This window comes from Burkholderia sp. 3C (genome assembly GCF_054589155.1).
In genome coordinates this window covers 534,070-543,110 of the sequence record NZ_BAAILN010000044.1, presented here as the reverse complement: position 1 = coordinate 543,110, position 9,041 = coordinate 534,070, and the positions used below count along the sequence as shown (strand labels likewise).

8 protein-coding genes are annotated in these 9,041 nt (G+C 69.8%); 1 reads left to right on the top strand and 7 read right to left on the bottom strand.

Annotated features, from left to right (window positions below; all coding sequences use genetic code 11):
* The 5 genes from ACYP33_RS08845 to ACYP33_RS08825 form a co-directional block, all read right to left on the bottom strand.
* The coding region (locus ACYP33_RS08845) for a lytic transglycosylase domain-containing protein (protein WP_459621020.1) at window positions 1-1,098 on the bottom strand (1,098 nt) is incomplete at its 3' end.
* 266 nt (window positions 1,099-1,364) lie between these two features.
* Window positions 1,365-1,994, bottom strand: a complete 630-nt coding sequence (locus tag ACYP33_RS08840; protein ID WP_459621018.1) for a riboflavin synthase — start codon at window positions 1,992-1,994, stop codon at window positions 1,365-1,367.
* A gap of 22 nt (window positions 1,995-2,016) precedes the next feature.
* Window positions 2,017-3,135 carry a bifunctional diaminohydroxyphosphoribosylaminopyrimidine deaminase/5-amino-6-(5-phosphoribosylamino)uracil reductase RibD gene (gene ribD, locus ACYP33_RS08835; RefSeq protein WP_459621016.1) on the bottom strand — a complete coding sequence of 373 codons (1,119 nt, stop codon included), beginning with the start codon at window positions 3,133-3,135 and terminating at the stop codon, window positions 2,017-2,019.
* 21 nt (window positions 3,136-3,156) lie between these two features.
* Window positions 3,157-4,440: a glutamate-1-semialdehyde 2,1-aminomutase gene (gene hemL, locus ACYP33_RS08830; RefSeq protein ID WP_459621014.1), complete on the bottom strand. Its 1,284-nt coding sequence runs from the start codon at window positions 4,438-4,440 to the stop codon at window positions 3,157-3,159.
* A 143-nt stretch (window positions 4,441-4,583) separates the two neighbouring features.
* Window positions 4,584-5,045 (bottom strand): hypothetical protein, encoded by a 462-nt coding sequence (locus ACYP33_RS08825; RefSeq protein ID WP_414450193.1) that lies wholly within the window; start codon window positions 5,043-5,045, stop codon window positions 4,584-4,586.
* 239 nt (window positions 5,046-5,284) lie between these two features.
* On the opposite strand from ACYP33_RS08825, the gene ACYP33_RS08820 reads away from it, so the two are divergent.
* The gene (locus tag ACYP33_RS08820; protein WP_414450192.1) at window positions 5,285-6,499 is read left to right on the top strand and encodes a Bcr/CflA family multidrug efflux MFS transporter; all 1,215 of its coding nucleotides are present in this window, start codon (window positions 5,285-5,287) and stop codon (window positions 6,497-6,499) included.
* A gap of 99 nt (window positions 6,500-6,598) precedes the next feature.
* On the opposite strand, the gene ACYP33_RS08815 is transcribed toward ACYP33_RS08820, so the two are convergent.
* Window positions 6,599-8,515: a bifunctional transcriptional regulator/glucokinase gene (locus ACYP33_RS08815; RefSeq protein WP_414444150.1), complete on the bottom strand. Its 1,917-nt coding sequence runs from the start codon at window positions 8,513-8,515 to the stop codon at window positions 6,599-6,601.
* Window positions 8,493-9,041 (bottom strand): 6-phosphogluconolactonase (gene pgl, locus ACYP33_RS08810; RefSeq protein ID WP_459621011.1); only part of this gene is annotated, 549 nt, incomplete at its 5' end. The genes ACYP33_RS08815 and pgl, both read right to left, overlap by 23 nt.

The following is a 9,041-nucleotide window of genomic DNA, read 5'->3' as shown; positions in this document are numbered from 1 at the left end:
TGCCGTCGACGGCACCGACAGGTACCACAGCGCGCTCGTGGACGCCTTGCGCGCGGCGGCCGGATCGACGGCGGCCGGGCTCTTGCCGGCCACGGCGGTGGCGGCGGCTGCCGCCGTGGCGGTGGGTGCCGCGGGCGCGCCGGCCTGCAACGGCGGCGTGCCGGGCTTGCCCGGCTTGGTGGCGTCGCCGGCTGCCGAACGCTGCGCGATTGCTTCGGCCGGGCCGATCTGGAACACCAGCTTCGATTCGAGCGATGCGATCACCGCGTAGGGCGGCTGCGCTTCCCACCGCAGGACCACGCGGCCGCGCGGCGTATCCGCGAAGATCGCCGGAATGCGCTTCATGTCGGCAAACTGCACGTAGATCTTCGCGCCGTCGTCGAACACCTGAACCGGCTTGGCGTCGTCCGCGCCGGTGACGGCCCAGCCGAAGTTGTAGGCGCCGGGCGCGGATGCCGCGATCACGGCGGTGGCCGGGCCGCCGGGGCTTCCCGGCCTGCGCGCGGCGGCCGCCGCTGCCGCCGCGCCCTGCGGCGCAACCTTGACCTGCTGGACGTTGAGGCTCGCGAACGGGTTGTAGGTTTGCGGCGGCGTGAACGAGGGCGGGAGGATGGGCATGGACGCGTCCTGCGTGCTGGAGATGGATTGCGCGGTGTCGTACACCTTCTGCGCGTAGGCGAGCCGCTTGTCCGGCGAGCTCGCATTGTAGGCACCGACGGCATTCCAGGTCGGGCCGTATTGCCGGATGTTCTGCGAGAGGATCCACGCGCCGACGTAGGCGTTGGTGCACGGATCGAGCAGGCTCTGCTCGGTGATGCCTTCGCGCGCCAGCCGTGGCAGCCACGAGCTGTTGATCTGCATCAGACCGATGTCGGTCGTGCCGTTGCTGTTGGTGTTGATGACGTTGGTGCGCGTGCCCGATTCGACCTGCGCGATGGCGCGCATCAGGCCGACGCTGACGTGTTCGAACGCGGCGGCGTCGTCGATGCAGTCCGCGCGGGCGACGCCGTGCATCGCGATCAGGAGCGCGGCGAACGCGCTGCCCCGAAACGCGAGGCCGCCGACCGGCACCCGTTTCTGGTGCTGTTGGATTCCCATGATTCGTAACCGTATGCGTTGACTGCTTGTTATATCGGCCGGAACCGCCTTGGCGTTGCCTCGGAAGCGGTGAGCAGGACGGCCGCCGCCCGCGCTGCCGATGGCGCGCGGGGCGGGCGGATTGCGTCCGGGAAGGCGCCGGCCCGAGCGCCCGAGGCCCGTATTCTAATGACAGATTGTTGAGACGAGGGAAATGGCGGGGGAAGCGGGGAGGGCGAGGCGGGAAGGGGCACCGCGCCGGCCGGCGCGGTGACGCGGTGATGCGGTTACTTGGCGGTGACGAGGGCGTCCGCCCCCAACATCCGCTCCACATACCGCGCGATCATGTCGATCTCGAGATTCACCTTCACCCCCGCCTTCAGATGCCGCAACGTCGTGACCTCCACCGTATGCGGAATCAGGTTGATCGAGAATTCGCAGCCGTCCTCGCGGTCGGTCACGGCGTTGACGGTCAGGCTCACGCCGTTGACCGTGATCGAGCCCTTGTAGGCCAGATACTTGCCGAGCTCCTTCGGCGCCAGCACGCGCAGCTCGTGCGATTCGCCGACCGGCGCGAAATGCGTCACGGTGCCGAGCCCATCCACGTGGCCCGACACGATATGGCCGCCGAGCCGGTCGTGCGCGCGCAGTGCTTTTTCCAGGTTCACTTCGCCGGCCTCGGTCAGGCCGACGGTGCGGTTCAGGCTCTCGCGCGACACGTCGACGGTGAACGTATCGGCCGTGGTGGCGATGGCCGTCATGCAGGCGCCCTGGATCGCGATGCTGTCGCCGAGCGCGACGTCGCCAAGATCGAGGCCGCCCGCCTGCACAATCAGCCGAACGCCGGCATCGGCTTCGGTGCCGAGCGCTTCGATGGTTTCAATGCGGCCGACCGCCGCGACGATTCCGGTGAACATCGTGTGATTTCCGTGAGCAGGTTCAGTGAGCCGAAGGCGCGACGAAGCGCGCGAGAATGCGCAGGTCGTCGCCAATCCGGTCGAGGGTATGGAATTGCAGCGTGGTGCGCTGGGCCAGCGTGGCCGGCGCGACCAGGTTGAACATGCCGGCGGCGTTGTCGCCGAGCAGGGTGGGTGCGAGATAGACGAGCAGCTCGTCCACGCAGCCCTCGCGCAGCAGCGAGCCGTTCAGCTTGTGGCCGGCCTCGACATGCAGCTCGTTGATGCCGCGCTTGCCGAGCATGGCCAGCATGGCGGGCAAATCGACCTTGCCGTTGACGTCGGCCAGCGGCACGACCTCGGCGCCGCGGTCGCGCAGCGCAGCCGCGCGGCCTTCGCCGGCCGCATCGAGCGTGCCGCAGAAGATCAGGATCGGCGCGCCGCTCATCAGCTTCGCATCGAGCGGGATCTCGAGCCGGCTGTCGATCAGTACGCGCAGCGGCTGGCGTGGCGTATCGATGCCGCGCACGGTCAATTGCGGGTCGTCCTCGCGCACGGTGCCGATGCCGGTCAGGATCGCGCAGGCGCGTGCGCGCCAGGCGTGGCCGTCGGCGCGCGCGGCCTCGCCGGTGATCCATTGGCTTTCGCCGCCCGGCAGCGCGGTGCGGCCGTCGAGCGACGCGGCGCTTTTCATGCGCACCCACGGCTGGCCGCGCGTCATGCGCGATACGAAGCCGATATTCATCTCGCGCGCTTCCTGGGACAGCAGCCCGCAGCGCACTTCGATGCCGGCGTCGCGCAGCATGCCGAGCCCCTTGCCGGACACCTGCGGGTTCGGGTCTTCCATCGAGGCGATCACCCTGCCGACGCGCGCGTCGATCAGCCCGAGCGCGCACGGCGGCGTGCGGCCGAAATGGCTGCACGGTTCGAGCGTCACGTAGACGGTCGCGCCGCGCAGGTCGTGGCCGCGCGAGCGTGCATCCTTCATGGCCTGCACCTCGGCGTGATCCTGCCCGGCCGGCTGGGTGTGGCCTTCGCCGATCACCGCGCCATCCTTGACGATCACGCAGCCGACGCGCGGGTTCGGCGTGGTGGTGTACATCCCGCGCGACGCCAGATCGAGCGCGCGCTGCATGTGCGCGAAATCAGTTTCCGAGAACATCGCGTCTCCGGGTCGAGAGGGTCAGGCCGCGAGCGCGGCGAACGCGCGGCGCGCGGCGGCGAGCGTCTCGTCGATCACGGCGTCGTCGTGCACGCTCGACACGAAGCCGGCCTCGTAGGCCGACGGCGCGAAATAGACGCCCTCGTCGAGCATCAGATGGAAGAAGCGGTTGAAGCGCTCGATGTTGCTCTTGGTCACGTCGGCGAAGCTGGCCGGCACGGTGTCGGTGAAATACAGGCCGAACATCGCGCCGATCGAATCGGCCGCGAACGGCACGCCGGCCGCCTTCGCTTCGGCCGCGAGGCCGTCGGCGAGGCGCTTGGTTTGCGCCGCGAGCGCGTCGTAGAAGCCCGGCGCCTGGATCAGCTTCAGCGTCTTGAGGCCGGCGGCGACGGCGATCGGGTTGCCCGACAGCGTGCCCGCCTGGTAGACGCCGCCGAGCGGCGCGAGGTGGGCCATGATGTCGCGACGGCCGCCGAAGGCCGCTGCCGGCATGCCGCCGCCGATCACCTTGCCCAGGCAGGTCAGGTCGGCCTGGATGCCGTAATGCTGCTGCGCGCCGCCGAGCGCCACGCGGAAGCCGCACATCACTTCGTCGAAGATCAGCACGGCGCCGTGCTTGGTGCAGAGCGCGCGCAGCGCGTCGTGGAACGCTTGCGAGCCGCGCACCAGGTTCATGTTGCCGGCCACCGGCTCGACGATCACGGCTGCGATCTCGTCGCCGAACGCCGTGAAGGCCTCTTCGAGCGCGGCGACGTTGTTGTATTCGAGCACCGTGGTGTGCTTGGCGATGTCGGCCGGCACGCCCGCGGACGTCGGGTTGCCGAACGTCAGCAGGCCGGAGCCGGCCTTGACCAGCAGGCTGTCGGCGTGGCCGTGATAGCAGCCCTCGAACTTGACGATGCGGCTGCGGCCCGTGAAGCCGCGCGCCAGGCGCAGTGCGCTCATGGTGGCTTCGGTGCCGCTCGACACCATCCGCACCTGCTCGATCGACGGCACCAGCTTGCAGATTTCCTCGGCGATCTCGATTTCGGCCTCGGTCGGCGCGCCGAACGAGAAGCCGTCGGCCAGCACGGCCTGCACGGCGGCCAGCACCTCGGGGTGGACGTGGCCGACGATCATCGGGCCCCACGAGCCGATGTAGTCGATATAGCGCTTGCCGTCCGCGTCCCAGAAGTGCGCGCCCTGGGCGCGCGACACGAAGCGCGGCGTGCCGCCGACCGACCGGAAGGCGCGCACGGGCGAGTTGACGCCGCCCGGAATGGTCTGCTGGGCGCGTTCGAAGAGGGTTTGGTTGTTCGACATGGATAGGACCTGCGTAGAGAGGCGGCGGCCGGGCCGGCGCGGCAGGGCACCGCGCTCGCGCCCAGGCGGACGAAACGATCGTCAGATTGTACCGAAGAGTCGCCGCGGCGGTCGGCGGCCGGCATCGGGCCGGCGGCCCGCCCTCAGCGCGGCAGCGGCGGCGGCCGGCGCTTGCCGGTCAGCTCGGCCCAGCGCTTTTCGAGCGCGCCTTCGGCCATCGGCTTGATCGAGGTGCCCGAGGTCTGGGCGTCCCACGTCTGTACCGAGAACGGGTGCACCCGCAACGCGTCGCGCGCGATCACCACCTCCTGATGGCCGTCCACCAGCCAGTCGTAGACGAAATCGATGCAGAGCCGGTAGCCGCGCCGGGTGCCGGCGTCGGGCACCTCGTACGGCGCGCGCGTCACGTAGCCGGAGCCGAACACGCCCTTCGGCTCCTGCGCGACGCGGTGCAGGAACACGCGGTCGCCGGGCAGGATGCTGCGCGAGAAGCCGCAACCCCAGGCATCCTGCACCGCTTCGCCGGCGCGCACGCGCGCGGCGACCTCGGGCAGTTCGGGCCAGGGCCATTTTTTCGGGCTCCAGATCAGCAGGAAGGCGGTCATGTCGAGGGGCGCCGGACGAGGCGGGGTGGTGCGCGAACACGGAATCGCGAGCTTACCCGAAACGCCTGCGCCGGCGTGCCGGCAAGGCTTCCAGGGCAGCCGGCGACGGGCGGCTCGGCATCGCGATCGAGAGGGCGCGCGTACAATCGAGCGTTCACGGCGGCTGTCCCGCCGCCATGTCCACCGAGCCGGGCCGCGCGTCGCCACGCGTGAAGTTCCGGCCGCAGCCGAGAACTCCCATGTCGAATGCAATACGGCGCCGGCCCGACGCCCGGTTGATCATGCTGCTCGGCGCACTGGCCGCCTGCGGCCCGATCGGCACCGATATGTACCTGCCGAGCATGCCCGCCGTGGCCGAGAGCCTCGGCACCAGCGCCGCCGCGGTGCAGTGGACGCTGACGAGCTTCATCGCGGGCTTCTCGATCGGCATGCTGCTGTACGGGCCGCTGTCCGATTCGCTCGGCCGCCGGCCGGTGCTGCTCGGCGGCATCATGCTGTTTACCGTAGCGGGCGCGGGCTGCTTCGTGGCGCCGTCGATCGATGCGCTGATCGTGCTGCGCTTCGTGCAGGCGCTCGGCGCGGGCGCGGCCTCGGTGCTGTCGCGGGCGATCGCGCGCGACGCGCACGAGCCCGCCGACGCGGCCAAGGTGCTGTCGATGGTGGCGATCGTCACCTCGGTGGGGCCGCTGCTCGCGCCGCTGATCGGCGGCCAGATCCTGCGCTTCGCGGGCTGGCGCACGATCTTCGTGGTGCTCGCGCTGTTCGGCGTGGGCTGCACGATCGCGGCGTTCCTGAAAGTGCCCGAGACCTGGCCGAAGGAGAAGCGCCACTCGTCGGCGATCTTCAGCTCGTTCGCGTCGTACGGGCGCATCCTGGCCGACCCGATTGCGTGGGGCTACATGCTGTGCGGCGGCATGGCGTTCGCGTCGCTGCTCACTTACATCACGGCCACGCCGTTCGTCTACATCGAATATTTCCACGTGTCGGCGCAGCATTACGGCCTGCTGTTCGGCATGAACATCCTCGGCGTGATGATCGGCAACTTCATCAATACGCGGCTCGTGGCGCGGGTCGGCTCGCTGCGCTTGATCGCGGCGGCCTCGCTGGTCAGTGCCGTGGCGTCGTTGTGCGTGGCGTTCTTCGCGCTGACCGGCATCGGCGGGCTGTGGTCGATCGTGGCCGGCCTGTTCTTCGTGGTGGGCGTGATCGGGCTGCTGTCGGCGAACTGCTCGACCGACCTGATGCTGCGCTATCCGCACAACGCGGGCGCGGCGGCCGCGCTGTTCGGCGCGATGCAACTGGGGCTCGGCGCCGTGGCGAGCGCGGTGGTGGGCTTGTTGGCCGACGGCACGCCGTTCGGCATGGGCGTGACGATCGCGATCACCGGTGCGCTGTGCTTCGTCGGGCGGCGGCTGGTGCTGCGCTGGCACGGTCGGCCGGTGCGCGGCGACTGAGCGCCGGCATTCGGCGTGGCAACGAAAAAAGGGCTGGCGCCCGAAAGCGCCAGCCCTTTTTGCATGCGGCGGCGGTCAGGCCGCCACCGTCGCCGTCGCTCAGTCGCGCGCGGCAGCCGGCGCCACGCCGTGACTCAGCCAGTCGAGCACGTCGGACGATTCGTCGTCGCCCGCGCGTGCCTTGGCCTGCGTCACCGCCTGGTTCAGCTCGGCATTCGGCGCGGCGCGGCGAATCGCGACGCCCACCGCGAGGATGTCGATCATGACCAGATGCAGGATGCGCGAGATCATCGACAACTGCGATTCGCGCATCTCGATGTGATCGGTTTCGAGCGCCACGGTCGCGCGCTTGGCGAGCGGCGTGTTGCTGGAGGTGATCGCGATCACCTTCGCGCCGGCCTGCATCGCGACGTCGAGCACGCGCATCAGCTCGGGCGCGCGGCCCGACTTCGACACCGCCACGATCACGTCGCCCTTGCCGAGCAGCGCCGCCGACGCGGCCTGCATGTACAGGTCGCCGTAGGCGATGGTCGGGATGCCGAAGCGGAAGAACTTGTAGTGCGCGTCCTGCGCGACGATGTTCGAGTTGCCGAGCCCGTAGAACTCGATGCGACGCGCGCTGTTGAGGATCTCGATCGCCTTCTCGACGTGCTCGAAATTCAGATGCTCGCGCAACTGCAGGATCGCGGACACCGTGTTGTCGAGCACCTTCGCGCCGAAATCGGTGGCCGTGTCGCCCAGATGCACCTGGCTGTGGCTCATCGGGATGGTGCCGGTCAGGCCGGTGGCCAGCTTCAGCTTGAAATCGGACAGGCCCTGGCAGCCGAGCGAGCGGCAGAAGCGGATCACGGTCGGCTGGCTGACGTCGGCCTTGCGGGCGATGTCGATGATCGGATCGTTGATGATCGAGCGCGGATGGTTCAGCGCGAGATCGGCCACGCGGCGTTCGGCCGGCGTGAGCGCGTCGCGCATCTGGCGGATTCGCTCGAACACGGCCGAGGACGCGCCGCCCGAGCGGTTCGACAGTTGCTCGGCCAGGATCGCCGAGACACCGAGGAACGCCGGGTAATCGGCCGTGATCAGGTAGGTCGGAATGTTCGCGCAGTAATCGGAGAAGCGGCCCTTCGATTCGAAGCGCTCGCGAAAGCGCGACTTCAGGAACAGGTCGCCGAGCTTGAGCACCACGCCGCCGCCCACGTACACGCCGCCGAGCGCGCCCAGCGTGACCGCCAGGTTGCCGGCGAACGTGCCGAGGATCGCGCAGAACACGTCCACCGCCTCGAGCGCGAGCGCGTCGCCTTCGTGCGCGCGATCGACGATCTCGGGCGTGCTGACGCCGGCCGCCACGCGCTTCTTGTCGCGGGCCGCCAGCGCGCGATAGATGACCTCGATGCCCGGCCCGGCGCACACGCGCTCGAACGATACATGCGGCCACTTCTTGCGCGCGTACTGCATGACCAGATCCTCGCGCTCGTCCATCGGCGCGAAGCTGGCGTGGCCGCCTTCGCTGCCGAGGGCGATCCAGCGGTCGTCGGCCGGAATCAGCCCCGACAGGCCGAGGCCGGTGCCCGGCCCCATCAGGCCGATCACGCTGTTCTGGCGGCGCGCGCCGCCGCCGACCTGCTGACGCTGCGCGTCGGTCAGGCCCGGCAGCGCCATCGCGAGCGCGGTGAAATCGTTGACCACCAGCAGCGTGTCGAAGCCGAGCGCGCGGCGCGTGGCCTCGATCGAGAAGCTCCAGTCGTGGTTGGTCATCTGCACCTGGTCGCCATCGACCGGGTTGGCGATGGCGATCGCGGCGTGGTTGACGCGGCCGATCTTGACGTCCTTCAGATACTTGCGGATCGCGTCGGTCAGCGTCGGGTAATCGGCGCCCGGATACACGCGGATCTGCGTGATTTCGCCGGGGCCGACTTCGAGCGCGAAGCGCGCGTTCGTGCCGCCCACGTCGGCGAGCAGGCGCGGGCCGTCGGCGTGCTGGCCGGCAAGCGGCTTAGTTTGCGCACCAGTAGACATCGAGCTGGGTCCCCTTGTCGTTGGCCAGTTGGGAAATCGCGTTGCGTTGCGGCGCGGCGGCGGCGGCTTCGAGCACCTCGCGCTTGCGCGCGCCCGAGATCAGCAGGAACAGCCGGTCGACGCGGCGCAGCGCGTCGAGCGACAGGCTCACGCGCGGGTGCGGCGCGGCGCCCGGATGCACGGCGACGTAGCGCGCCGGCGTGGTGATCGCCTGCTCCCATTCGGGCGCGTCGGCGAAGATCGAGGCGGTGTGGCCGTCCTCGCCCATGCCGAGCACGGCGACGTTCGGCAGCGCGTACGCCGGGTTCGCGTTCAGCGCGGCGACGTGGGCATCGAGCGTGGCGGCGGTGTCGACGATCGGCAGGAAGCGCGCGCCGGCGGCCGCGTTTTGCAGCAGCGTGTCGCGCACCAGTCGGGCGTTGCTGGCGTCGTCGGCGTCGGCCACCCAGCGGTCGTCGACCAGGGTGACATCGACGTGGCGCCAGTCGAGCGCGTAGTGCGACAGCGTCTGCAGGAACGGGCGCGG

Coding starts and splice junctions, on each gene's coding strand:
- ACYP33_RS08825 (WP_414450193.1), bottom strand. CDS start 5,045: ATGACCGCCTTCCTGCTGATCTGGAGCCCGAAAAAATGGCCCTGGCCC.
- hemL (WP_459621014.1), bottom strand. CDS start 4,440: ATGTCGAACAACCAAACCCTCTTCGAACGCGCCCAGCAGACCATTCCG.
- ACYP33_RS08820 (WP_414450192.1), top strand. CDS start 5,285: ATGTCGAATGCAATACGGCGCCGGCCCGACGCCCGGTTGATCATGCTG.
- ACYP33_RS08840 (WP_459621018.1), bottom strand. CDS start 1,994: ATGTTCACCGGAATCGTCGCGGCGGTCGGCCGCATTGAAACCATCGAA.
- ACYP33_RS08815 (WP_414444150.1), bottom strand. CDS start 8,515: ATGTCTACTGGTGCGCAAACTAAGCCGCTTGCCGGCCAGCACGCCGAC.
- ribD (WP_459621016.1), bottom strand. CDS start 3,135: ATGTTCTCGGAAACTGATTTCGCGCACATGCAGCGCGCGCTCGATCTG.